Source organism: Neobacillus soli NBRC 102451, from assembly GCF_001591665.1.
Lineage (GTDB): Bacteria > Bacillota > Bacilli > Bacillales > Cytobacillaceae > Neobacillus > Neobacillus soli.
This window is the reverse complement of sequence record NZ_BCVI01000005.1, coordinates 43,961-65,586: the sequence shown is the minus strand read 5'-3', so window position 1 is coordinate 65,586 and position 21,626 is coordinate 43,961. Positions and strand designations below refer to the sequence as shown.

Annotated in this window: 23 protein-coding genes, 2 tRNA genes and 2 other annotated features; of the genes, 8 read left to right on the top strand and 17 right to left on the bottom strand. The window is 38.6% G+C overall.

Annotated elements, in window-relative coordinates:
* Position 1 precedes the first annotated feature (1 nt).
* From trpD to trpE, 3 genes are read right to left on the bottom strand one after another with little or no spacing between them, the layout of a single operon-like run.
* Positions 2-1,030 (bottom strand): anthranilate phosphoribosyltransferase, encoded by a 1,029-nt coding sequence (gene trpD, locus BSO02S_RS01840; protein WP_066061530.1) that lies wholly within the window; start codon positions 1,028-1,030, stop codon positions 2-4.
* Entirely contained in the window at positions 1,002-1,613 is a 612-nt protein-coding gene (locus tag BSO02S_RS01835; RefSeq protein ID WP_066061527.1) for an anthranilate synthase component II, read from the bottom strand. The genes trpD and BSO02S_RS01835 overlap by 29 nt, the downstream gene beginning before the upstream one ends.
* Positions 1,610-2,998 (bottom strand): anthranilate synthase component I, encoded by a 1,389-nt coding sequence (gene trpE / locus BSO02S_RS01830; RefSeq protein WP_066061524.1) that lies wholly within the window; start codon positions 2,996-2,998, stop codon positions 1,610-1,612. Before trpE ends, BSO02S_RS01835 begins: the two co-directional genes overlap by 4 nt.
* Positions 2,999-3,058: 60 nt before the next feature.
* Positions 3,059-3,313, bottom strand: a binding site (T-box leader).
* A 38-nt stretch (positions 3,314-3,351) separates the two neighbouring features.
* Positions 3,352-3,600 (bottom strand) — a binding site (T-box leader).
* Positions 3,601-3,790: 190 nt separating this feature from the next.
* Between trpE and bcbE the strand changes: the two genes are divergently transcribed.
* A complete protein-coding gene (bcbE, locus tag BSO02S_RS01825) occupies positions 3,791-5,068 on the top strand; it encodes a bacillibactin exporter BcbE (protein WP_066061520.1) in 1,278 nt (425 codons plus the stop codon).
* Positions 5,069-5,110: 42 nt separating this feature from the next.
* Here bcbE and BSO02S_RS01820 read toward each other — a convergent pair whose 3' ends face one another.
* From BSO02S_RS01820 to BSO02S_RS01810, 3 genes are read right to left on the bottom strand one after another with little or no spacing between them, the layout of a single operon-like run.
* Positions 5,111-6,976 carry a PTS fructose transporter subunit IIABC gene (locus BSO02S_RS01820; protein WP_066061517.1) on the bottom strand — a complete coding sequence of 622 codons (1,866 nt, stop codon included), beginning with the start codon at positions 6,974-6,976 and terminating at the stop codon, positions 5,111-5,113.
* Between the two features lie 13 nt (positions 6,977-6,989).
* Positions 6,990-7,904 carry a 1-phosphofructokinase gene (gene pfkB, locus BSO02S_RS01815; RefSeq protein WP_066061514.1) on the bottom strand — a complete coding sequence of 305 codons (915 nt, stop codon included), beginning with the start codon at positions 7,902-7,904 and terminating at the stop codon, positions 6,990-6,992.
* Entirely contained in the window at positions 7,901-8,719 is an 819-nt protein-coding gene (locus tag BSO02S_RS01810; protein WP_174524211.1) for a DeoR/GlpR family DNA-binding transcription regulator, read from the bottom strand. The genes pfkB and BSO02S_RS01810 overlap by 4 nt, the downstream gene beginning before the upstream one ends.
* A gap of 142 nt (positions 8,720-8,861) precedes the next feature.
* Here BSO02S_RS01810 and BSO02S_RS01805 point away from each other — a divergent pair.
* The 3 genes from BSO02S_RS01805 to BSO02S_RS01795 all read left to right on the top strand — a co-directional run bounded on the left by BSO02S_RS01805 (position 8,862) and on the right by BSO02S_RS01795 (position 9,470).
* Positions 8,862-8,935: transfer RNA gene (locus tag BSO02S_RS01805), tRNA-Gly, on the top strand.
* Between the two features lie 7 nt (positions 8,936-8,942).
* Positions 8,943-9,034, top strand: a tRNA-Ser gene (locus BSO02S_RS01800).
* 139 nt (positions 9,035-9,173) lie between these two features.
* Positions 9,174-9,470: a DUF6509 family protein gene (locus tag BSO02S_RS01795; protein WP_066061509.1), complete on the top strand. Its 297-nt coding sequence runs from the start codon at positions 9,174-9,176 to the stop codon at positions 9,468-9,470.
* 40 nt (positions 9,471-9,510) lie between these two features.
* Here BSO02S_RS01795 and BSO02S_RS01790 read toward each other — a convergent pair whose 3' ends face one another.
* The 3 genes from BSO02S_RS01790 to ku all read right to left on the bottom strand — a co-directional run bounded on the left by BSO02S_RS01790 (position 9,511) and on the right by ku (position 11,254).
* Positions 9,511-9,714 (bottom strand): cold-shock protein, encoded by a 204-nt coding sequence (locus BSO02S_RS01790; protein WP_174524210.1) that lies wholly within the window; start codon positions 9,712-9,714, stop codon positions 9,511-9,513.
* Positions 9,715-9,907: 193 nt separating this feature from the next.
* Positions 9,908-10,108, bottom strand: a complete 201-nt coding sequence (cspD, locus tag BSO02S_RS01785) for a cold-shock protein CspD (protein ID WP_066061506.1) — start codon at positions 10,106-10,108, stop codon at positions 9,908-9,910.
* Between the two features lie 315 nt (positions 10,109-10,423).
* On the bottom strand, positions 10,424-11,254 hold the full coding sequence (ku, locus tag BSO02S_RS01780) for a non-homologous end joining protein Ku (protein WP_066061503.1): 831 nt from the start codon (positions 11,252-11,254) through the stop codon (positions 10,424-10,426).
* 127 nt (positions 11,255-11,381) lie between these two features.
* Between ku and BSO02S_RS01775 the strand changes: the two genes are divergently transcribed.
* Entirely contained in the window at positions 11,382-13,220 is a 1,839-nt protein-coding gene (locus tag BSO02S_RS01775) for a DNA ligase D (RefSeq protein WP_066061500.1), read from the top strand.
* A 128-nt stretch (positions 13,221-13,348) separates the two neighbouring features.
* Here BSO02S_RS01775 and dapF read toward each other — a convergent pair whose 3' ends face one another.
* The 6 genes from dapF to BSO02S_RS01745 form a co-directional block, all read right to left on the bottom strand.
* Positions 13,349-14,332: a diaminopimelate epimerase gene (dapF, locus tag BSO02S_RS01770; protein WP_066061497.1), complete on the bottom strand. Its 984-nt coding sequence runs from the start codon at positions 14,330-14,332 to the stop codon at positions 13,349-13,351.
* 78 nt (positions 14,333-14,410) lie between these two features.
* A complete protein-coding gene (locus BSO02S_RS01765) occupies positions 14,411-15,196 on the bottom strand; it encodes a hypothetical protein (RefSeq protein WP_066061494.1) in 786 nt (261 codons plus the stop codon).
* 124 nt (positions 15,197-15,320) lie between these two features.
* Positions 15,321-16,100, bottom strand: a complete 780-nt coding sequence (locus BSO02S_RS01760; protein WP_066061491.1) for an ABC transporter permease — start codon at positions 16,098-16,100, stop codon at positions 15,321-15,323.
* Entirely contained in the window at positions 16,097-17,005 is a 909-nt protein-coding gene (locus tag BSO02S_RS01755; protein ID WP_066061489.1) for an ABC transporter ATP-binding protein, read from the bottom strand. Before BSO02S_RS01755 ends, BSO02S_RS01760 begins: the two co-directional genes overlap by 4 nt.
* Positions 17,005-17,202 carry a PLD nuclease N-terminal domain-containing protein gene (locus BSO02S_RS01750; RefSeq protein WP_066061486.1) on the bottom strand — a complete coding sequence of 66 codons (198 nt, stop codon included), beginning with the start codon at positions 17,200-17,202 and terminating at the stop codon, positions 17,005-17,007. Before BSO02S_RS01750 ends, BSO02S_RS01755 begins: the two co-directional genes overlap by 1 nt.
* A 103-nt stretch (positions 17,203-17,305) precedes the next feature.
* Positions 17,306-17,629, bottom strand: a complete 324-nt coding sequence (locus BSO02S_RS01745; protein WP_084374851.1) for a DUF4870 domain-containing protein — start codon at positions 17,627-17,629, stop codon at positions 17,306-17,308.
* 191 nt (positions 17,630-17,820) lie between these two features.
* Here BSO02S_RS01745 and BSO02S_RS01740 point away from each other — a divergent pair, with 191 nt between their 5' ends.
* Together BSO02S_RS01740 and BSO02S_RS01735 are read left to right on the top strand one after the other, a co-directional pair.
* Positions 17,821-18,948 (top strand): amidohydrolase, encoded by a 1,128-nt coding sequence (locus BSO02S_RS01740; RefSeq protein WP_066061480.1) that lies wholly within the window; start codon positions 17,821-17,823, stop codon positions 18,946-18,948.
* A 304-nt stretch (positions 18,949-19,252) separates the two neighbouring features.
* Positions 19,253-19,813 carry a GNAT family N-acetyltransferase gene (locus BSO02S_RS01735; protein WP_066061477.1) on the top strand — a complete coding sequence of 187 codons (561 nt, stop codon included), beginning with the start codon at positions 19,253-19,255 and terminating at the stop codon, positions 19,811-19,813.
* A 53-nt stretch (positions 19,814-19,866) separates the two neighbouring features.
* Here the strand turns inward: BSO02S_RS01735 and BSO02S_RS27420 are convergent, their stop codons facing one another.
* Together BSO02S_RS27420 and BSO02S_RS01730 are read right to left on the bottom strand one after the other, a co-directional pair.
* Positions 19,867-20,025 (bottom strand): hypothetical protein, encoded by a 159-nt coding sequence (locus tag BSO02S_RS27420; protein WP_169802708.1) that lies wholly within the window; start codon positions 20,023-20,025, stop codon positions 19,867-19,869.
* 110 nt (positions 20,026-20,135) lie between these two features.
* On the bottom strand, positions 20,136-20,909 hold the full coding sequence (locus BSO02S_RS01730) for an SDR family oxidoreductase (protein WP_096190859.1): 774 nt from the start codon (positions 20,907-20,909) through the stop codon (positions 20,136-20,138).
* 234 nt (positions 20,910-21,143) lie between these two features.
* Between BSO02S_RS01730 and BSO02S_RS01725 the strand changes: the two genes are divergently transcribed.
* Positions 21,144-21,617, top strand: coding sequence for an Hsp20/alpha crystallin family protein (locus tag BSO02S_RS01725; RefSeq protein ID WP_066061471.1), 474 nt, complete (start codon positions 21,144-21,146; stop codon positions 21,615-21,617).
* The last annotated feature ends 9 nt before the right edge of the window (positions 21,618-21,626 follow it).

Below are 21,626 nucleotides of genomic sequence, written 5' to 3'. Positions count from 1 at the left end.
TTTATATCGCCTCTTTCTGACCTGTTGCTTGGGATTTTTCTATTAGAGTTTTTAATTTTTCATAAGCCGCACCCGTATCAATGATTTCTCTCGCTACTTCGATGCCGTCCAAAATGGAGTTAGCTTTTCCCGCTGTAAAAATTCCAAGTCCTGAATTTAGTAATACCGTGTCACGGTAGGCACCTTTTTCACCTTTTAACACTTTAATTAGTATTTCTGCATTCTCCTTCGAATCCCCGCCCTTTATACAGCTGTTATCATATTGTGGGAGATTCACTTCTTCCGGATAGAATGATTGCTTGGTAATAATTCCATCCTCTAAAATAGTAAGATGGTTTTCTCCCTGAAGTGATGCTTCATCCATAAAGCCTGCACCATTAATGACAATTGCTCGCTTGCGGCCCAATTTTAGAAGTACTTCAGCAAACACATTCAATAAATCTCTCCGATACACACCCAGCAATTGATAGTCCAATTCTATTGGATTTGTCAGTGGTCCGATAAAATTAAATACGGTTGGAATTTTCAATTGTTTTCGAACCGCCATCACTTTCTTTAATTTTGGATGAACATTTGGTGCGAATAAAAAGGACAATCCGATATCCTGGAGGACTTCTTCTGTACTTTCTGCGGACAAATTTAGATTTACACCTAAGTATTCAAGAACATCCGCACTTCCAGTCTTGCTTGAAACACTTCTATTCCCATGCTTGGCAACAGGAATTCCTGCCCCAGCAATGACAAAAGCGGAAGTGGTGCTTACATTAAAGCTTGAGGAACCATCCCCTCCTGTTCCACAATTATCGAGAACACCTGAGAATTTCTTATTAAAGGTAAGCGTATTGGCCTTCATGGCCTTTACAATCCCAGTAATTTCTTCCACTGTTTCTCCTTTTGATTTCAATCCCATTAAAAAGGCTGCAATTTCCGATTCTGACACTTCCTCTCCTAATATGAAATCCACAGCTTCTTTCATCTGATTCTCAGTAAATGATTCACGTTCAGCTAACTGGAGTAAATAATTCTTCAATTGTTCTCATCCTTTCTATTTCAAGTAAAAAGTTTTTTAATATTTGTTTCCCAGATGGTGTTCCAATCGATTCAGGATGAAACTGCAGGCCAAAGACGGGATATTGACTATGTCTAATTGCCATGATTTCCTGGTCATCAATTGACTGAGCGATATTTTGCAATTCCACAGGAAAAGAACTTTTTTCAATAATTAATGAATGATAGCGCATTACTTCTAACGGTGCCATTAGTCCATTAAATAATCCATCGCCACTATGCGAAATCATCGATGTTTTACCATGTTTGATTAAATCAGCCTTTTTGATTTCACCACCAAACGCCGCACCGATGGCTTGATGGCCAAGGCAGATTCCTAAAATCGGAATCCTTTGGAAGAAAGTCTGAATTATTTCAATGCAAATCCCTGCGTTTTCCGGCTTACCTGGTCCAGGGGATAGGATAATTGCTTTAGGATTTAATTCTTTGATCTGCTCCATGCTAAGCCTGTTATTTCTAAAAACCATAATTTCCTCCCCTAATTCCCCTAGATACTGGTAAAGGTTGAATGTAAACGAGTCGAAATTATCAATCAATAAAATCATTTCTCGCCCTCCAAGAATGAATTTAGTTTATTTATTGTCTCTTGATATTCTGATTCTGGATTCGAGTCATACACAATTCCTGCACCCGCTTGAATATATGCGTTTCCCTCTTTTAATATCATTGTTCGAATGGCAAGCGCAAAATCCATATTTCCATCTGCCGATAAATAACCGACTGCTCCAGAATATAGACCGCGTTTTGATTTTTCCAATGAGTTGATAATTTCCATTGCCCTAACTTTGGGAGCACCAGAGACTGTCCCAGCCGGCAGGCAGGCCGCCAATGCATCAATTGCTGTATTATCAGAAGTAAGCTGTCCGCTTACTTCTGATACAAGATGCATCACATGACGATATTTTTCAACTGCCATATACTTATCAACTTGAACCGTACCAAATTCACAAATTTTACCTAGGTCATTTCTTCCTAGATCGACGAGCATCTTATGCTCAGCCAATTCTTTTTCATCATTTTGCAATTCTTGTTCTATCAACAGATCTTCTTCATTATTGCTACCTCTTCTTTTTGTACCTGCAATAGGATTCGATATGACTGTTTTGCCCCTAGTTTTTATCAAGCTTTCAGGCGATGATCCAATTACGGTATAAGCTTCAAAATCGATATAAAACATATATGGTGTTGGATTATGCGCCCGATGCCTTCGATAAAGGGATAATGGATTGCCGCTAAATGATGATGTCATACGTCTTGTAAGGACCACCTGAAAAATATCACCTGCTAGAATATGTTCCTTAGCAATTTCTACATTCTTTATAAAGACCTCCTTTGTTGTGTCTGAATGAAATCCAGAAAGATGAAAAGGTTCTTCATCATCGTGAAAAGTAGGCTGCTTTATTTCTTCGATCCTTTGCTTTATCCTTTTTTCAATAGTAGCTTCATCACTCTCTGCTGAGAGTGGGCAACCGCATATCAACACCTTTTCTTCATGATGATCAAAAACAATGACTTCTTCATAAAACATTAAATGGACATCAGGCATTTCCATCCCGTTCGGATACTCTTCTCCAATGACCTCGAACTGCCTAATGATGTCATAACCAACAAACCCAATGGCGCCGCCAATAAACGGAAAGGGAAATTCTTCATGAGTCTTTGGTGGTATAAGCACCTTTAATACTTCGATAGGATTTCCTTTTAGAATTTTCTTTTCACCATTCCGATGGGTAATTTCATTACAATCTCCTTTTGAAATGAGTTCAAATGCTGGATCGGTACTGATAAATGAATAACGCCCCGAGTCATTATACTTATGTGAACTTTCTAATAAAAACTTCTTGGTTCCTTTAATCTTTTGTAAGATGGAAATAGGGGTTAATGTATCACCTTTAATTTCTTGTATGATGTAGCCAGTTTTTGTCTTCATACATGACTCCTTTCTGAAATAAAAAAATCGTCCTCTATATGCGCAAAACTAATTACGCATATAGAGGACGATTCTTATGATCGTGGTACCACCTCTCTTTGAAGCAGATATACTACACCCGCTTCCTCTTTCAGATACAGGACCTTTAGTCCGATATCCTATCCTTTTAACGGTGGAACTCCGTGCATCCCTACTTATAGGTTCAAGATGCCTCTCGCAAGTCCATTCCACAAATCCCTTCTTATCGGGTTTCCACCTGCCCCGACTCTCTGGAAAGAAACAAATATGTGTACTCCTCTTGCTCAACGATTTAAAAATATGTATTTTTGGAAAACAAAAAGAGCCCTCCATCCAAAAAGGACGGAAGACCCGTGGTGCCACCTTAATTAGCTAAAATCAGCTCACTTTACCGATATCGCAGCGAATGCTGTTAATATCTGTCTCTTGTAACGATGAGATCTTCGCCAAAGCCTACTGACCATAAAGGAGGTTCGGTTTGGAAGCTCAGAAGTCCATTCACTTATACGTCTTCACTGATTTGCACCAACCATCAGCTCTCTAAACAATCCGTAAAAGTTACTACTCTTCGTCAATGCCTTTACTTCATTGTATTGATTCTTATATTATTACACTTCATCACTCATTGTCAAGAGTTTGTTTTTCTAATTTTCGGAATTATAAATAAAGATCATATCTTTAACTTCCATTAAAAGGATTTTAATTCTTAGTTTTTTAAAACTAAATAGGTGAATATTAATAGTAGACATTTTATGAAGGCGGGATTGAAGATTAATGGAGCATATTGAACAATTAAGCCAAAATCCAAAAGCAGCAAAGAAGAAACAATCTGCTGCTGGACAGAAGCGGTCAAATGAGGTTTCTAATCAAAAGTGGGCAATCATCTCACTGTCTTCCATTCCTTTAGTCATGACATTGGGAAATTCAATGTTAATACCTGTTTTACCTTCAATGGAAAAGGAATTATCAATTTCTTCCTTTCAATCAAGTATGATTATCACCGTTTATTCAATTGTGGCGATATTTTTAATTCCAGTTGCTGGATATCTATCTGACCATATAGGTAGAAAAAAGGTCATTATTCCAAGTCTCATTATCGCTGGAATTGGCGGGCTTATTTCCGGATGGGCCGCCTGGAAATTGGATGATGCCTATTGGCTTCTTTTAGCAGGAAGGGCATTGCAGGGGGTTGGAGCAGCAGGGGCAGCTCCCATCGTCATGCCATTGGTGGGTGATATGTTTAAAAATGATGATGACGTCAGCAGTTGTTTGGGACTAATTGAGACCTCTAATACATTTGGAAAGGTTTTAAGCCCAATTTTAGGAGCATTTTTAGCAGGCTTTATTTGGTTTTTACCATTTTTCTCATTCCCGGTATTTTGCTTAATCTCTGTCTTTTTGATGATCTTTCTTGTAAAAAGTCCAAAATCAACCGAGAAAAAAGTTCCCTTTAAAGTTTTTTTCGCTAATGTAAAGAAAACCTTTACTGAAAAAGGCCGATGGCTCTATGCTATCTTTTTTATTGGTGGAATTCTTATGCTTGTTCTTTTTGGTATCTTGTTCTATCTTTCGGAAATATTTGAAAAAGAATATGGGATAAAGGATATCAAAAAAGGATTCTTTTTAGCACTACCACTTGGTGCTTTATGTTTCTCTTCCTTTGTTGCCGGAAAAATTATTAAGAAAAATAAAGTATTAATGAAATGGTTGACTTTTGGCGGTATTGTTGCCGCAGCTCTCTCCATAGCTGGGCTTTGGTTATCAATTAAGTTGTGGTATATGATTAGCATGTTTGTAATTAGTGGTATAGGTATAGGTTTAGGCCTCCCCTGCCTTGATGCCTTAATTACTGAAGGCGTGGAGAAAAAAGAACGGGGTACAATCACATCGATTTACAATTCAATGAGATTTATCGGAGTCGCAGCAGGTCCTCCGATTATTGCAGTGTTAATGAAATATTCAAATCATTGGATTTTTATTTTACTGAGCAGTCTCAGTATTATTGGAGCGATTGTGGCATTAATTTCGATAAAACCACGTAAAGAGGCTTAGTGTTAAAAGCCGATAAACATTTGTTTACCGGCTTTTAATTTATTATGCTTTTAATGGCTTCTTAAGGAAACCGATTAATAAGGCTGAAACAACGGAACCAATTAAAATCGCTAATGCGTACATTAACGCACCGTTATCCACTAATGGGACAACGAAGATTCCGCCATGCGGTGCTCTAAGTCCAATGCCAAATGCCATGGATAAGGCCCCTGCAATAGCCGAACCAGCCATTACAGAAGGAATGATACGAAACGGGTCAGCTGCAGCAAATGGTATCGCACCTTCCGTAATGAAGGATAATCCCATGACATAGCAAGCCTTACCTGCATCCCTATCTTGTTCGTTAAACTTATTCTTAAAAAGACTAGTTGCAATCGCAATGGCTAGCGGCGGCACCATTCCTGCGGCCATAATCGCAGCCATTGGCTCAAAAACACCACTTGCTAATAAACCTGTTCCGAATACATAGGCTGCTTTGTTGATAGGACCGCCCATATCAAAGGACATCATTAATCCAAGAACAATCCCTAATAGGACAGCATTACCAGTTCCAAGACCAGTTAACCAATGGGAAATTTCAGTATTTATCCAGGATACTGGGTTGTTAATCACATAATGCATAATAAATCCCGTAATCGCAATTCCTAACAGAGGATAAATTAAGATACTCTTTATTCCTTCAAGTGATCTAGGAAGACCAGCAAATAGCCTTTTAAGAAGAAGAACAATATAACCGGCCAGAAAACCGGCAATTAATCCGCCAAGGAAACCAGCCCCACCGCTGGCAGCCATCATACCGCCTACCATCCCCGGTGCGAAACCTGGGCGGTCGGCAATACTGAGGGCAATAAATCCGGCAAGGACAGGAACAATTAAGGCAAATGCATTATCACCACCTATGGCCTTAATCACGGCTGCAATTGGATTGTAAGAAGGGTCATCTGGATTTGCAGAGTTATAGCCGAACATGAAGCTGATCGCGATTAAGATACCACCTCCGACAACAAACGGCAGCATGTTGGATACACCATTCATTAAGTGCTTATAAAAGCCTGTTCGAGAACCCTTTTGGTCCGATTCTTGATTGCTCTTACTTCCATTTCCACTATAGACAGGTGCATCCTGTTTTAAGGCATTGTTGATTAATTGCCCAGGTCGGCGAATTCCTTCGGCAACAGCCGCTTGAATAACATGCTTTCCTTTGAATCGCTCCATTTCCACATTGATATCTGCGGCCACAATCACAGCTACTGCATTTTCGATATCCTCTTTTGTTAGAACATTTTTAGCACCGCCAGAGCCATTTGTTTCAACCTTAATATCCACACCCATTTCTACTGCTTTGGCCTTTAATGAATCTGCGGCCATATAGGTATGTGCAATGCCTGTCGGACAACCCGTTACAGCGACAATTGCCTGTTTCTTATTTCCGGCAATAGCTGTTTCTTTGTCTTCTTTGTCAAATTGATTTATCGTGTCAATAACTTCTTGGGGGGTAGTTGCCTTCAATAGTTCATAGCGTACCTCTGCTTTCATTAGCAGACCGGAAAGACGTGCTAATGCTTCTAAATGGGTATTATTTGCACCATCGGGAGCGGCAATCATAAAGAATAGATGGGCAGGTTTCCCGTCCAATGAATCGTAATTTACGCCGTCAGCCGATTTACCGAACACGATAGCCGCTTCTTTTACTGCTTTTGTTTTTGCATGGGGAATCGCGATGCCATCGCCAATGCCTGTTGTACTTTGTTCTTCGCGCTTTAAAATAGCTGCTTTGAATTCGTCACGATTGGATATTTTATCGGCATTAAACAATACATCAACAAGCTGATCAATCGTCCCTGCTTTTTGATTGCCTTTAATAGTTAATAAAATCGTATTCTTTGTAAGCAATTCAGTAATTTTCATGACTTTCTCTCCCCTAGAATATTTCTTTTATCTGAATTTGTGAAAGGAGTTCTTCAACTTTTTCGCTTGTACAAAGGCCAAGTGAAAATGCAGTTGCACTTCCAGAAGCAACGCTGTAGCGAAAGGCTTCTTCAATATTTAAGGTTCTTACGTATGCCGCCAAGAATCCTGCAACCATAGAGTCTCCGGCCCCAACAGAATTTTTCACATCACCTTTAGGAACCTCTGCCATTATAGAGGTAGTACCGTTAATCAAAACAGCCCCTTTGTCCGCAAGAGAGACAATCACATTCTTGGCACCCATTTCTACTAGCTCTTTACCATAAGGGATCACATCTTCCACACTTGAAACCGTTGTATTAAATAATTTCCCGAGCTCATGATGGTTAGGTTTAATTAAAAATGGTTGATAGGGAAGGACTTTTTTCAGCAAATCCCCCTCGGCATCCACAACAAATTGTGCTCCACTTTCTCCGCAAATCTTAACAAGTTCCTCGTACGTTGTTTCAGGTAATGTTGCAGGAATACTGCCAGCAAGCACCAATAAATCTTCTCCATCTAATTGCTTGATTTTTTCTTTTAGCAATCCGAATTGCTGTTCTGATATTTTGGGCCCTTTTGCATTTATTTCCGATTCCTGACCTGTCTTTAGCTTTATATTTATCCGTGTATCTTCGTCTACTTTTACAAAGTCCGTTTCAATTTTTTCATTTTGAAGATATTGGTCAATGTATTCACCGGTAAAACCGCCTACAAATCCAAATGCTTTACTTTTCGTACCAAATTGGTTTAAAACCCTTGAGACGTTTATTCCTTTACCACCCGGAAACTTCGTCTCGCTTACTGTCCGATTTAACTCTCCCAGCTGAAAGCTTTCCAGCTGAACGATATAGTCCACAGAGGGGTTTAACGTTAATGTATATATCATGCTGTCACAACCTTTATTGTTGTTCTATTAACATATTGCTTTTCTGTTTCATCCTCTAATTCATTCGTAATGATCGAGGCTTCGTGAATTTCAGAAATTTTCGCAAACGAGATTTCTGCAAACTTTGTATTATCGGCTAAAACAAAGGCCTCTCTTGATAGAGAAATAGCCTTTTGCTTAACCAGTGCCTCTTCCTGGTCCGGTGTCGTAAAGCCAAACTGCGGATGTATGCCATTAACCCCCATAAAGCATTTATCAAAACGGTAAAGGTCAAGGCTTGCTAAGGCTCCTCTTCCGATAAAGGCATTTGTATTCGGTTTTGCTAATCCGCCAATTAAATATGTTGAAATACCCTTATTTAATAATGGAGCGATATGCATTAGTCCGTTTGTTACAACCACGATTTCTTTCAATGGTAAGTATCCAATCATTTCAATGACGGTTGAACCAGCATCAAGATAGATACAATCCCCTGCTTCCACCAAACTGGCAGCATATTGGGCAATCATTCGTTTCTCTTGAAGGTTTTTGGAAGATTTCTCAACCATACTTGGCTCCTGAAGTTTCCCCTGCAATCTTGAAGCACCGCCATGAATCCTTTTTAAAAACTTTTGATCCTCTAATTGTGATAAATCCCGGCGAATCGTTGATTCCGAAGTATCTGTCAACTCCATAATTTCCTGAATTTTAACCACATTTTTTTCTTTTAATAATCGAAGTATGATTTGATGCCGCTCCGGCGTTAACAAAATATCACCACCTAAAATTCTATTCTTGATTATATAATACTGAAAACGATTGCAGAAATCAATCACTTTCTTTCAAAAACCATCAAATACTGAGTGTTTTTGAACGTTATCAGAAAATTATCTTGAAAATAGTAATCATTCTTTACTGAAAAAGGATTTTATTCTTCTCAAATCACAATTATTTTGTTATAATTATCATTGTTCCAATGCGGGTGTGGTTTAATGGTAGAATTTCAGCTTCCCAAGCTGACGGCGGGGGTTCGATTCCCCTCACCCGCTCCAAAATAATGGAGAAGTACCCAAGTGGTTATAAGGGGGCGCACTCGAAATGCGTTAGGACGGGCGACCGTTGCGTGAGTTCGAATCTCATCTTCTCCTCCATATCTATTTTTTCAAAAAACACTTAACATTATAGTGTTTTTTTTAATTTAAAAACCGCAAGTGCAGTAGAATAATGGTCTATCTTTTCTGTTACCTGCAAAATGTGTGTATAATAAGAAGGTCTAAAAAACAGCAAAGGATGATACCCTTGAATATTACTGGCCATACATTTGAAAAACTTGAAGATCCATTTGGATTATTATCAGGAGAACGATATGAATTTTTCTTAGAGCTTGAGGTTGATGAAGAGGATGAACTTTATTCTGATAAAGGGATAGGCTTAAAAGTAATTTTTGTCAGTGACGAAAATGGTGACAAGATTACTAACTACTATCTTTATGAACGCGGGAGCGAGAAAATTCTTGACCTTGCTCTTGAAGAAGACGAGGAAACAGTGGTGCTTACATATTGTAAGCAAAATGTAGAACCGCAATAAAAAGCAGGGAGTGATGTTTACTCCCTGCTTCCGCTTTTAATTACATAAAATTTTTACTATGATTATGAATTACTTGCAGTTCTTTTGTTGCTTGACTCATTTTACTTTTGCAAATGGGACATAGCGGAATATCGGTGCTTTTAAAATTATCGCGAATCCAGCATTTACAATTCTCCGAAGTACATTCCCAAATTTTTGTCTCTTCTAATTTGATTTCCTCATCATTTTTTCTACCAAACGCCAAAACGATCACCCCTTGTACTTAGTGCATGACTGTTTTAAATACTTTGTTTGTTAGCTAAATAATATGGAAAATTTCAAATACATCATTTAGCGGTATCCTGTTAACTTTGAAACTATTTCTTTTGTGATAAATATAATATATAGATAAAAAGGTGATGCCTACGTATGTGCATCACCTTTTCATTTTAAAGTAATTAAACTGCTTTTACGTTAGATGCTTGTGGTCCACGTGCGCCTTCAACAATTTCAAAAGAAACTGATTGACCTTCTTCTAAAGTTTTGAAACCTTCTGATTGGATAGCTGAAAAGTGAACGAATACATCTGTGCCGCCTTCAGCTTCAATAAAGCCGAATCCTTTTTCTGCATTAAACCATTTTACTTTACCGTTGTTCATGGAAATACCCCCAAAAATATTGTTCACTTTAAGTTTATTTTGCAGTTAAAATAATAAAAAAAACGCACCTGCACAATTGGGTAATAGACATCACCCACTTGTTCGTGCAGTTACGGCTACTTAACCAATTAATATTTAACGAACTTAAAAGCGTACCTTTATTTTAACCTAATTTGGCCTTTTAGTCAACCCTATTTCAAAATCTAGGAAATTTCAATCATAGTATTTTGAATAGAGTTTGATATATTCGCAATTTTCAATACCCATAATAACCATAAATAAACCGACTCGAATGTTCGAATCGGCTAAATAATTTTATGCTTCCTTCTTTACCTTTGCAGCTGCCTTTTTTCTTGGTGATGCTGCTTTTTTTGGTTTCGTCCGATCAATGGATGCCTGCAATGCCGCCATTAAATCTGTGACATTTGAAGCTACTTCCTTCGTTGCAGATGTTACTGTTTCCTGTCCATTTCGTTTTGATTCAATCAATTCAAGCAGTGCCGTCCGGTATTCATCCGTGTATTTTTCCGGTTCAAATTCCGTTGTTAGTTGGTCAATAAGTAATATGGCGGTATCTAGTTCTCTTTTCGTCACTTTATCTTCTGAGGGAACTGCTGGTACATCCCCAGCTTTACGAACTTCATCTGGATAATGAATGGTTTCCATCACCAGTACATTTTCATATACGCGAATTACGGCCAACTGCTCTTTCGAACGGATAATGATTTTTGCCAGGCCCACTTTTTGTGATTCTAGCAAGGCTTTTCGCAGCAAGGAATACGCTTTTCCGCCCCCCTCATTTGGAGACATATAGTAACTTCTTTCGTAGTATATCGGGTCAATTTGTTCCATTTTGACAAAATCAATAATTTCAACTGCTTTTTCCTCATTTTCTTTTCTTAACTTTTCGAGTTCGTCATTGTCAAGGACAACAAATTTTCCTTTTGTATATTCATATGCCTTAACGATATCCTCTGGTTTCACCTCTTCCTCACAAACAGAGCAAACTTTTTCATATTTAATCGGGGCGTGACATTTATTATGCAGGGTACGCAGCTTGATATCTTTGTCCTCTGTTGCCGTATGGAGCTTGATGGGAATGTTTACAAGCCCAAAGCTAATACTGCCCTTCCACATCGTATGCATTGTCTAATTCTCCTATCTTTTTGTTTTTAGTTTGCATTTTTCTTAAAATCAAATCCCTAAGAATAAATGGAAATGGATGAATCTGTGCACAATAACCGTAATAAAGAAAAGCGAGGGACAACTATTAATGAAGCCAATGCTGCCCAGTTTAACCTTTGATCTTCCCGTTCGTCCTGATTGGCTCTACGAGGTTAAATATGATGGATTCAGAGCCATTTTGGACTGGAATTCCCAAGGAATCACGCTTACAAGCAGAAACGGAAAAGCACTTCTCCCGCAATTTCCTGAAATCAAAAAATTCCTGTTAAACCATGAAAAGGAATTCAAACCATTATTACCGCTGCGCCTAGATGGAGAGCTTGTCTCATTGGAAAACACATATAAAGCCAATTTCTCCGCAATCCAAGTGCGCGGCCGATTAAAGTCTGAGAAGAAAATAACGGAGCTGGCAGCCCATTCTCCTTGTCGCCTAATGGTTTTCGATTTACTTATATTAAAAGGAAAGCCTCTGCATTCTCAAGCCTTTCTTAAACGAAAAGAGACGCTGAGCAAATTATTTCAAACCATTGGGCTTGACTTAGACCCCGACCCCTATGGCGACCAGCTGCTACAGTATGTTTCGCCCACCAATGATTTTAATGAACTTTGGGAAAGGGTGGTTTTATACGACGGAGAAGGGATTATTGCCAAATATAAAAACAGTCTTTGGGAGGAAGGACAACGGTCACTGCAATGGTTGAAGTACAAAAATTGGAAATATGTAAGCTGCTTTGTCACTGCCTTTGATAAATCGAATGGATATTTTTACGTTGGGGTATATAAGGAAAATCAGATTTATGGAGTTGGCCAGGTTCTTTTCGGCTTTAAACCGGAGGAAAAAGATGCATTAAAACAAACCGTTAAACAAAATATGCGGAAGGAAGATGCCCAATTTATATATGTTGAGCCCGCCATATGCCTGGAGGTAAAATATTTAGAGCTGTACGATAATCAAATGCGTGAGCCCCATTTTGACCGCTTTCGTTTTGATTTAGAACCAGCATCCTGTACATATGACCGCTTCATTTTCGCACAGAAAAACCTGCCGGCTGACTTGGATATCACACATCCTGATAAACCGCTATGGGAAAACCCCGCGATTCAGAAAGCAGATTACATTTTGTACTTAAGGGAAATTTCTCCTTATATGCTGCCCTTTTTAAAAAATCGTTTATTAACCGTCATCCGTTATCCACACGGCATGTCTGGGGAGGCCTTTTATCAAAAAAACTGCCCCGACTATGCACCGGATTTCGTGCAAACACATACCTCTGATGGGATTGATTATATCCTGTGCAACAATTTAAAAACGCTCGTATGGCTGGGAAATCAGCTGGCAATTGAGTTCCATGTCCCTTTTCAAACGATTAACAGTAAGGGGCCGAGTGAGATTGTCTTTGATTTAGACCCGCCCTCCAAGGATGCCTTCCAATTGGCGATAAAAGCAGCCCTATTAATAAAAGAGGTCCTCGATCAATTAAATTTGATTGGTTTCATTAAAACTTCAGGCAACAAGGGCTTACAAATTTACCTTCCCTTGCCGGAGGATGCTTACTCTTACGAGGATACAAGACTTTTGACGAGCTTTATTGCAGAGTATTTAATATCCAAGGACCCTGACTCCTTCACCATTGAACGAATGAAGAAAAAGCGTGGGAATAGGCTCTATGTTGACTATGTCCAGCATAGTGAAGGAAAGACGATTGTTGCTCCTTATTCAATGCGGGGAAATGAGCATGGCGGTGTTGCCACTCCACTTTATTGGGAGGAAGTGGATGAACAACTTAAGCTTGTCTCGTTTAACATGGAAAATGCCCTCAAGCGAATTCGCGAGCATCGTGATCCTTTTAAGAATTACTTCCAAACAAAACAAATCCAGCCGTTTGCACCTATTCTAGATTTTTTAAAAAAAGGAGCAGGTAAATGAAAACTCGCAAATTGGCGAGTCCGTTAGGACGGTTCATGAGGCGTAGTTGAATTTATGCGACATAGGAAAGTATAAAATTTGAAAAATTTTTATACTTTCCTATTAGCAAAAAAAGGATAAGGCAAGCCTTATCCTTTCAACGTTGGTTCGATAAATTGCGATGCTGCTGTTTGCAGTTGCTCATAGGTCTGTTGTTCGGAAAAATCCGTTCTAACTGACTGTGTAAAGGAACCTTCCTCAAGGTTTACATTGACAGCAGCCTTGTAAAGGTAAGTAGCATTGCCGATTAGATCAATTGTATATTTCCCTTCATATTTATGGACAACACATTGCACCATTCCACCATTATTATAAACGTTTGTGACTTTTTCAAATTCATTTAAACCTTGTAAACAGGTGACGAGTGACGATGCTGACATCGCTGTCCCACAGGCATTTGTAAAGCCAACCCCACGTTCGAAAGTCCTTACATAGATTGACCCCTTTTGTAATTGCTTCACGAAACTCACATTCACTCCGTCAGGAAATAACTCATTCGGTCCATTCACTTTTTCACTAAGCTGTTTTTGTATATCACTTTCAAGCTGTGCTGTATCGACTATGGCAATTAAATGCGGGTTAGGTACAGCCAGTGCGGTAAACCTTAACTCAGAAGAAAGCTCTTCAATTCTCTCATTGTATAACGTGGGCTTATTTAAATTTAAGGGCAATGCATTTAATTCAAACAGGATTGGGGAAATTTCCACCTGGTAGGTGTGGATATCCGGGATTAGGTCCTTTTGTTTGCTCACCTTTAAATTTGCCTTCATTGTTTCAATCACTGCTTCATTCAGCCGTTGCTGTTCACAAATGTATCTAGCCACAAGGCGGAGACCATTTCCACACATCGAGGCCTCTGAGCCATCGGAGTTAAAGACACGCATTCTTCCATCGGCATGTTCACTGTCCATGACGAAAAGTATCCCGTCCGCCCCTAATTCGCTATTACGATTGCATAACAATCTGGCAAGTTCCGCTCGTTCGTTTTCAGAAAAAGAATACTCATTCGATATTTCATCAATGATTAAGAAATCATTTCCAGACCCATGACCTTTTATTAAGTCGATTTGCACAGAAAAACCCCCACAATACTAGTAAAGTTTATTATATATCATATCAAACTTTGTTCATGAGGGGAACCGCTCAGTGTTTTATCTCTCAATAACGAACTCATTAATTAACAAGGACATTCTGAGAAGCTTATCCTCTTCCGAAAGATTCTCCCTAAATGATAACACGGGCGTATTGGGCTCTGGGAATAGCGGACTCCATTCTAACGGCATCCATCCCCTGCGAAGTCGTCCAAGATGCCGATTGCTGTTATTTACCACCTGCTCATCCATAAAAACAGCTGATCCTTCTACGGCACCGACATACCTTCTTTCTTCATCAAATAACTCCTTTTTGCTTTTCCTAAAACCTTGGTTCCTTTTTCTAAGCATGCCTAAGTACTTCCTTCTTTGATCGTATACCTCTACCCTGATTACTTTTCTATGTTTTATCACAAAAAAACCAATTGCGTTACCATATGAATTATAGAGGGCATACACTTTTGAAAGTCTTAGATTATTTAACCCCATTCCACGGTACCTTTTAATCATTCCTGCCAAATGACCGTTTGGAAAATAAAGCAGCAACTTTGATGAGTGAGTATTCATATTTAAAACTAATAAATGACTGGCTTCAAAAAAAGACTGATGGAAGCTTTTAGATTTTGTCATTTTCCTACTAATCGCAATCGACTGTTTCATTCTAAAAAGATAGAGTTGAAAGCTAATCAAGCTATAAATTAAAAATGGTATCGTTAATAGCATGATTTCTCTATTATTAATAAAAGAAAGGTTTCCAACCACAATCAAAATTGTTGGTATTAGTGATGCTATACTACCATTTAAGTTTATATTAGCTGTTTCCCGGTAATATTCGTGAATTTTCATCTAGAAAAACTCCTTATCCATTCCTCTTATACCAGTTTATTTAGTAGTAGTCTAAAAAATGATAGGAGATTTCCGAATTCAGATAGAAAAAAGAAGAGCTACAACGTAGGCCCTTCTCGGTAATTTATGCTGCAAGCTCTTTTTTCCTAAAAATAAACACACTAAAATATAACAAAAGAATAATACAGACCGCAGCTAAAAGACTAGCTGGTAACGTACTGTCCGGAATTTCCTTATCCATTAAAATTTCGTTTGCATAGGTTGTTAATTGTGCTGGGCTCCACTCAAGCCAATTGGAAAGCGTGCTGCTTACTAAACTGATAATAATAGCGACAGCCAATGAGATAAACCCCGACATCCCAGGTGCCATGAGCGAGGCACTAAAGAACACTGTAACGGTTAGAATGACAGTAAGCCATAGTGCATAAAAGAAAAAGGATTGAAAAAACTCACTAAATGGAATCCATTCGAATAACAAACCGGTATAATACCAAGTTGATAAGTAGCCAATAAAAAAGGATAACCACATTAAAATCATACTTCCGGCCCATTTAGCCGTTACAAACGAATGAAAAGAAACAGGTTTGACTAAAATCATCGCAGCCACACCACTTTTTCGTTCAGCAGCAATAATCCCCATCGTTGTAAGGACAATAATTAGCACACCAAGTGTTGTGTATTGACTTAAACCGCTGATTAACACTTCCGCAGCTGTAGGTGTCGGAATATTAATCACCGCCCCTTCAGGCAGTCCGCCAACTGCATCAAGAATTTGCGGCATATAATAACTGGTGATTGGTTCCTTGACGCCTAATAAAATAAAGGTAATCGGGACCCAAATCCACTTGAAATTTCTCCACATCTCCAACATCTCTTTTTGTAATAAGGTCATCCATTGACTCATTTTCCCACCACCTTCATAAATACATCTTCAAGGGTCATGCTGCTTACTTCAAACTTCTCAAGCGGCCAGTTGCGTTCTGCAATTTCCTGTAAAAATGCCTTTCTTGCAAGAGCTATATCCCTCACAAAAATACTAACTCGATTCCCTTCTGTCATAACAGATAGTGTTAATTCATGATTTGAGAAATATGGGGTATATCCTTCAGATTTCCCTTTAAAGTACAGGTCAAGTTTGGCTTGCTGGTGCCGTTCACGGAGTTCTGTCATCGTCCCGGATTCGACAATTTTACCGTTATGTAAGAACAGAATCTCGTCACAAACCTCTTCCGCATCACTTAAAATATGTGTTGAAAATAGAATGGTTGTTTCTTTCCTTAAGCCTTCAAGAAGATCCAATACCTCTCTTCTGCCAATTGGATCTAAGGCAGATACAGGCTCATCCAACATAATAAGCTGGGGGCGATGAATAAGGGCTTGAGCAATTCCCAATCTTTGCTTCATCCCACCTGAATATTTAGCTGTTTTTCGATTTTTTGCATCAGATATACCGACAAGCTCTAAAAGTTCTAGTGATCGTTCCTTCGCTTCCTTACTTGTTAAACCAGCTAATTTGCCTACATAGGACAAGAATTCAAGTCCGGACATCCATTCGTAAAAGACAGGGAACTGCGGGAGGTACCCGATTAAATCGCGGATATCCTCGCCTTTTTTGGCATCGGTAAAGCTAATCGTTCCACTCGTCGGATTCATTAATCCAGACAGCATTCTTAGGGTTGTGGTTTTCCCCGCCCCATTTGGTCCTAATAAAGCGATACATCTCCCTTTTTCTAAAGTAAAATCAATGCCTTTAATTACTTCTGTCCCTTGAAAGCTCTTTTTTAAACCGCTTATTTGAATCAGGGACATTAGTTACTTCTCCTTCCAACGACAAAATAAAGAATCGGTCCAATAATATTAATGAATAAAATAATGAGGGCCCATAACCACTTTGGCCCATTGGTTTTCTCTATCCTCACTAGATCAATAATTGCTACGATAAATAAAATTAGCTGAATAATAAGAATTGGAGCTAATATAGGCGCATACTTTGCTAATTCTTCCATGTCATTTCCCCCTTGTTTTTTCATCTATTTCATTCATATGACGTTTGAAATAGAAAAACGTTCAAAAAAACCCGACAAAATTTTTTGCCGGGTTTTAAGCATTTTATTTAATTAGCCGAAATATCAACGGGAAGCGATATTCATTTCCTTCATAGGCTTTAATTGCTGCAATGATGGTAAATACAAATAACATAACTCCTAAGATGGCCATTGCCACAAAACCGATAATAATTATGGTTAATATTCCGCTAACAAAGAAGTAAACAGCATAGGAAATCAAAAAGTTAAAATATTCCTTGCCATGATAATCAATAAATGATGACTCATCCTTCTTTATCAGCCAAATAATTAATGGAGCTAAAACTGGAAAGAATAAGCTTAACACATAAATACCCGCCGCCAGTAACCTTTCATCACTTTTCACCATTTTCATTTCCCCCCCAATGGTTAAAAAATTTTTTCTTCCCTATTATTTACGCAAAGAAGATTTAAAGGTTTCGCCTTTTGTGTGATTTCCACCAATTTAAATAAAAATGACATCGACACTCGCTTTTACTCAAGCACCCTAGTTGGTAAAATGGATAAAATACTATAAACAACTTACAGAAGGGTTTTATTATGACAAAAATACTCTTGAAAAATGCAACGGTTTACCCGATTACATCTAAACCAATTAAATATGGAGATGTCCTAATTGAAGACGGAAAAATCATAAAGGTCGGAAATAATATCACAACTGATTTAAATGTAAAAATAATCGATTGTGGAGAATTATTTCTCTTTCCAGGCTTTATTGATGTTCATACCCACATAGGACTATATGATGAAGGCACTGGCTGGGCCGGGAATGATGCCAATGAAACAGCCGAAGCACTCACACCCCATATAAGGGCAATAGACGGTGTGTATCCATTGGACCCCGCCTTCACAGATGCGGTAAAAAGCGGAATTACTACAGCGCATATTATGCCAGGTAGTGCAAATGTAATTGGTGGAACCACCTCTGTCATCAAAACAACCGGGAAAAATATCCAGAAAATGATTGTTCAAAAGGTTGCTGGATTAAAAATAGCCTTAGGAGAAAATCCAAAAAGGATTCATAGCCAGGGCAATAATGGTTCAATTACACGGATGGGGATTATGGGAATGCTTAGGGAAGCTTTCTACCAAGCGATTCATGCGGATAACCCCGATGAACTTAGAATCGCCCCAATTGTAATGGCTCTAAAAAGAGAAATCCCTGTAAGAGTTCATGCCCATCGTGCTGATGACATCATTACGGCCATCCGGTTTGCCGAAGAATTTAATCTTGATTTACGAATTGAGCATTGTACTGAGGGACATTTAATCGCCAGTGAAATGTCGGGAAGGAATTTAATGGTATCCGTCGGTCCCACATTAACAAGGAGATCGAAAGTCGAATTAAAAAATAAGACCTGGAAAACGTATCAAGAACTGACTAATCATGGTGTTGAGGTGTCGATTACCACCGATCATCCTTATACACCTATTCAATACCTTAATATTTGTGCAGGTCTTGCCGTCCGTGAAGGTTTACCAGAGCAAAAAGCCTTAGAGGGAATTACCATTCTTCCCGCAAGGAATTTAAAAATAGACCAAAATGTTGGCAGTATCGAAGAAAGGAAAGATGCGGATTTAGTCCTTTGGAGTCATCATCCTTTCCATTACTTAGCAAAGCCAAAATGGACGATGATTGGCGGTGAAATCGTCTTTTTAGAAACGTAGAATTTTGTTGAAATTTGGCAAAAAATATTATCGAAAAATCAACAAAAAAACTATTTATTTTTTTCCTTTTTTCTTGTATCATACTCTAAGTGAAACTGTTTTAGACCTGAAAAAATTTGGGGGTTTACGAACATAATCCGTTAACAAAAAAATGAAATAGGGAAGGCAAATGGTGCGCCACCAGTTTAACTGGTTCTAGTGGGTTCGATTCCCACCCCGAAATTTTTTAGCAACTTTATAAAAAATTTCGAGGGTGGATCCATCTTTTGACATGGGATCGAACTGCCCTAATGGAGGGAAATTCATGCTTAAAAAACGTGATCTTCATGACAGCCACACATTGTACGAATTAATGACGCACCCTGATGTCTTCCCTTTTGTACGCCAAAAAGCTGATTCCTATGAAGAATTCTTATTTATGACCAAACAAACCATTGAGGCTGAAGAGCGCGGTGAATTAATTTCACGGACCATTCTTGATGAATGGGGAGCGCCTATCGGTACGATTAATCTTTTTGATATTGAAGAGAAGGCCGGATTTTTAGGAACTTGGCTAGGAAAACAATTTCATGGTAAGGGTTATAATAACCCGGCTAAGGATGCCTTTTTTCAAGAGCTTTTTTATGAGGTGGGGATTGAGACAGTTTTTATGCGTATTCGGAAGGTAAATATACGCTCCATCAAAGCTGCCGAAAAGCTTCCGTATATTGTAAAAGCAAATGAAACTAGGAAGGCAATCTATGAGCAATTGAATGCGAACGGCGAAGTATATGATTTGTATGAAATTCCAAAAGATCAATACACCTTTTATCTTATGCGTAATAGTATTGTCGAGACAGAAGATTCGCATTTGTTGGAAGCATAAAAAGCAATCGGCTCCTGGCCGATTGCTTTTATTTTTTTAAAAATTAGTTCTTATTATTCCGTAACACTTTGTTCGATTGTTTGGTTTACATCACTAAGACCCATTTGGAGCAAAAATTCATCTAATTCCTCATTCGTTAATGTTTCAAAGCGGCCATCATGAAAAAATACTTGGGTTTGATTTGGATTAATTCTGTTGATGTTAAAACTCATTTTCTTTGCTCCTTTCATAGATGATTAAGTCTATTATCAACAAAAGGAACCATTTTCATTCCAGGAAATCAATGATTTCAAAAAATTGTAAAAGTATCAGAACCTTTTTACTAAATCTTCATAACCTTTCCCAGTACGTCAACACCGCCTGTTACCGGGATAATGCTTCCAGTAATAAAGTCTGACTTTTCGTCTGTAAGAAAGGCAATGACTCTCGCGATATCCTCCCCTGTACCCTGCCTTTCGATTGAATCATTTCCGTCTAATGCGGCGATTGACTCTTCAATATTATTTTCCTTCCACTCGTTGATAATATCACCTGGACAGACCATATTTGCTGTTATCCCAAATTCCGCTTCCTCAATGGCAATTGTCCGAGTTAGCGAGGCTAATCCCGTCTTTGCAGCAGCAAAGGCAGAACGATAAATCCAGCCTGGTGCGGTTTCCGCCCGATCAAATCCCAAAGTAATGATTCTTCCCCATTTTTGTAGCCGCATCATAGGTATAATCAGTTTAGACAAATAGAAAACAGCACTTAAATTCCCCTGTAATAGGTAGTTCCATTCTTCAAAAGAGTAATCAATCATTTTTTTACGTTCATGTATATAAGGACCTGCATTATGAACTAAAACATCCACGGTTGGATAGGCAGAGCGTGCTGCATTTACAATTCGAATACAATCCTCCTTGATCGCCACATCCCCTTGGACTGTAATAACTTTCGTGCCAAAACAGTTAGTCAAATGGTTTGCTAAAGTTAGGGCCTCAGATTCACTAGTACGGTAATTGATCACTAGATGATACCCCTTTTCAGCAAGATGTATTGCCGTTTTTTTGCCAATACCAGAAGCTCCTCCTGTTATTAAAGCCGTTTTCTTATTCAATGCCATTACCTCTCTATTTCTGTCATTTATCTATTTACTATATGTTAAAAAGAATCGTTTATATATGCAAATTTTAATAAAAAGAACATGCTGATTACGTTCTCCCAAAAACGACCCGAAGGAAGTTTTAATAACGGAAGAGCATGTGATTGCATAATATGAGATATCAAAGAAAAACGGTGTGCCTTTTTCAGCGGCTGCCGATTTAAGACTTACCTTGGAGGATGTGCTACGATGTTCCCCTGGAATATGTTTCCTTTTAATAAAGATATGAAGGATTCCATGTCAAAAATGAAGCCTGACCAAATCGAGAATTTTGTCCAAGATCTCATGGGAAAAGTTATGCCCGGCAACATGAGAGGAATGATGAACCCCCAAGAAATGTTCACAGGTTCCCAATCTTCTCCGCCCCAGCAGCAAACAACTGGAATTTTGAATTCAACAGCCTTTGAGACCCATGATTTTGTGTTTGTCAGAATTCCAATAAAAAATGATGAATGGGTAAGGCAGCTCCGTATTTATCATACATCCAATCAACTGATTGTAGAGCATATCCCGCAGCCTGAGGATAAACATACGATTACCCTTCCTGCCATCGTAAAAAAGAAAGGAGCATCCGCTAACTATAAGGACTCCATGTTGGAGGTGAAAATTCCCAAAAATGTTGATATGCAATTTTCGCAAATTGACGTAACGGAAATCATCTAATAACAAATT

Excerpts from the sequence above, each read along its gene's own strand:
- BSO02S_RS01760 (WP_066061491.1), bottom strand. The coding sequence starts at position 16,100 with ATGAGTCAATGGATGACCTTATTACAAAAAGAGATGTTGGAGATGTGG.
- BSO02S_RS01795 (WP_066061509.1), top strand. The coding sequence starts at position 9,174 with ATGATACCCTTGAATATTACTGGCCATACATTTGAAAAACTTGAAGAT.
- trpE (WP_066061524.1), bottom strand. The coding sequence starts at position 2,998 with ATGAAGACAAAAACTGGCTACATCATACAAGAAATTAAAGGTGATACA.
- BSO02S_RS01775 (WP_066061500.1), top strand. The coding sequence starts at position 11,382 with ATGAAGCCAATGCTGCCCAGTTTAACCTTTGATCTTCCCGTTCGTCCT.
- BSO02S_RS01725 (WP_066061471.1), top strand. The coding sequence starts at position 21,144 with ATGTTCCCCTGGAATATGTTTCCTTTTAATAAAGATATGAAGGATTCC.
- BSO02S_RS01765 (WP_066061494.1), bottom strand. The coding sequence starts at position 15,196 with ATGAAAATTCACGAATATTACCGGGAAACAGCTAATATAAACTTAAAT.
- bcbE (WP_066061520.1), top strand. The coding sequence starts at position 3,791 with ATGGAGCATATTGAACAATTAAGCCAAAATCCAAAAGCAGCAAAGAAG.
- BSO02S_RS01745 (WP_084374851.1), bottom strand. The coding sequence starts at position 17,629 with ATGGTGAAAAGTGATGAAAGGTTACTGGCGGCGGGTATTTATGTGTTA.
- BSO02S_RS01735 (WP_066061477.1), top strand. The coding sequence starts at position 19,253 with ATGCTTAAAAAACGTGATCTTCATGACAGCCACACATTGTACGAATTA.
- BSO02S_RS01755 (WP_066061489.1), bottom strand. The coding sequence starts at position 17,005 with ATGTCCCTGATTCAAATAAGCGGTTTAAAAAAGAGCTTTCAAGGGACA.
- pfkB (WP_066061514.1), bottom strand. The coding sequence starts at position 7,904 with ATGATATATACATTAACGTTAAACCCCTCTGTGGACTATATCGTTCAG.
- BSO02S_RS01750 (WP_066061486.1), bottom strand. The coding sequence starts at position 17,202 with ATGGAAGAATTAGCAAAGTATGCGCCTATATTAGCTCCAATTCTTATT.
- BSO02S_RS27420 (WP_169802708.1), bottom strand. The coding sequence starts at position 20,025 with ATGAGTTTTAACATCAACAGAATTAATCCAAATCAAACCCAAGTATTT.
- BSO02S_RS01835 (WP_066061527.1), bottom strand. The coding sequence starts at position 1,613 with ATGATTTTATTGATTGATAATTTCGACTCGTTTACATTCAACCTTTAC.
- cspD (WP_066061506.1), bottom strand. The coding sequence starts at position 10,108 with ATGAACAACGGTAAAGTAAAATGGTTTAATGCAGAAAAAGGATTCGGC.
- BSO02S_RS01740 (WP_066061480.1), top strand. The coding sequence starts at position 17,821 with ATGACAAAAATACTCTTGAAAAATGCAACGGTTTACCCGATTACATCT.
- ku (WP_066061503.1), bottom strand. The coding sequence starts at position 11,254 with ATGCATACGATGTGGAAGGGCAGTATTAGCTTTGGGCTTGTAAACATT.
- BSO02S_RS01820 (WP_066061517.1), bottom strand. The coding sequence starts at position 6,976 with ATGAAAATTACTGAATTGCTTACAAAGAATACGATTTTATTAACTATT.